We start from the raw sequence: 1,826 nt of genomic DNA on the forward strand, positions 1-1,826 counted from the left end.
GTAGCACGCAAGACTGGCAGTGATTTATTAGCAGATTATTATGTTGAACAATTTAATGCTTCCGATATTCAATTGAACCCTACTCAATATGATTCAGCATTAAATTATGTGGATGTGATCATTGAAAAACCTAAGCAAGCCAATAAAGCTTTAGTAACTGCTGTCATTGAATCAGGTTGGCATGAAAAAGATTTTTTATTATTGGCGCAATTAGTCACATTTGTCACTTATCAAGCAAGACTAATTGAAGGTCTTTTGTTATTAAATGGCCAATCTGATAGGTCGATAACTCCGCCAGTAACAGCAGGTATTTGGAATACTGTAAGCCATACCGCTCAGGGTAGAATTGCACCAACTGCCTTTACACAAGATCAATTAGGCTGGGAAAGTTGGCTAAATGCTCGTGATGTATCTACATTAAGTGATGAAGAAGCTAATGTGATGAAAAAAATGGGGCAAATCTCTTCCGAATATTTTTTACTATTGGCACACCAAAGTAAAATATTAGAACTACGAACTTTAATTGATCGAGGTATTTTCTATACGCCAGAAGGTTTACCACGCTGGGAACGCGAATATGCCGCCGCAGTTGTGAGCAAAGTGAATGGCTGCATTTACTGTGCTTCTGTCCATGCTCGTAAAGCAAGCCATTTAGCAAAAGATCGTAAAAATGATATCGACCAATTGCTTGCAACACAAACGGGTGAAGTATTGGCACAGAACTTTGATGAAAGATTATTAGCAATTACAGATTTTTCTGCCTCCCTTTCAACTACGCCAATTTCTGCTTATCCTATACAGATTGAAAGATTACGAGCTTTGGGCTTAGATGAATTGGAATTATTGGATTTAATTCAATCTATTGCATTTTTCTCTTGGGCGAATAGATTGATGTTGTCGTTGGGTGAGGCTTATGAGTTAAATTAATTATCACAATATCTCCAATAATCAAAATAACTCCAAATACTCCCGCAACGAATCATTCAATGCTATTTGTAGCTCTTTTGGAGAAATAATTTTTACATTTGGAATCCAATAACGCATCAAAGATAAAATCTCTTGCTGATTAACGCGCTCGCTTTTCACAACTAAATCACCATTTTCTTTTTCTTCCACAATGGATTGATTAGGCAACAGATCACGGCGCTTAAAATAGATCGCTTTTTCAGCATCCACATGAACCAAAACTTCAGCCAATTGATTGCCATAGTAAATGCTATCTGTATTTTTGATATCCTCTAAAATGGTGCTATCCACTTCAAAGGTTTCTTTAAGCACACATAATTTTTCCATCTGAGAAAAACAAAATGTTTTAGTTTGCCCATGATCCAAACCCACTAAATACCAAATACCATTGCGATTTAATAAAATATATGGCGCAATTTTATAATCTTTAGACATTTCGCTATTATTTTTCAAATAAGAAAAATTAATGTATTGGCATTGCTCTATTGCTGATTGAATCAGATCAAACTCATGAGATTTATGTGCTAAATCCTCATAATTATGACCTTTAATGTGAATACTTTGTGTTAATTGCCCTTGAAAAAAATCACGATCATTCTTCGGAAATAAATTCTGAATACTTGCAAAATGCGCAAAACGCTCAATATCTTCTTTATATAAACGCCCCAATGAGGATTTAGCTAAACTATAATATTTTGGGCCAAACTCATCCCAATCTAAAAATGCAAAACGATCACGCAAATCGCGATTAATTGTCCTTGTTTCAACATTATACTCTTCTGCCAAGCGACTGATTTCTAAACGATCGCCTCGATTTAACTTCGTTAGAATACTTGCTAAACGAAATGCTAACTGTAAAT

Annotated in this window: 2 protein-coding genes; one reads left to right on the top strand and one right to left on the bottom strand. The window is 35.2% G+C overall.

What is annotated here, in order from left to right:
- On the top strand, positions 1–927 hold a 927-nt coding region (locus tag BZK14_RS04415), incomplete at its 5' end, for a peroxidase-related enzyme (protein ID WP_143691334.1).
- 21 nt (positions 928–948) lie between these two features.
- Here BZK14_RS04415 and BZK14_RS04420 read toward each other — a convergent pair.
- The coding region (locus tag BZK14_RS04420; protein WP_077925363.1) for a helix-turn-helix transcriptional regulator at positions 949–1,826 on the bottom strand (878 nt) is incomplete at its 5' end.

The sequence above is a fragment of the Wohlfahrtiimonas larvae genome (assembly GCF_002006755.1).
Taxonomy (GTDB): Bacteria; Pseudomonadota; Gammaproteobacteria; order Cardiobacteriales; family Wohlfahrtiimonadaceae; genus Wohlfahrtiimonas; species Wohlfahrtiimonas larvae.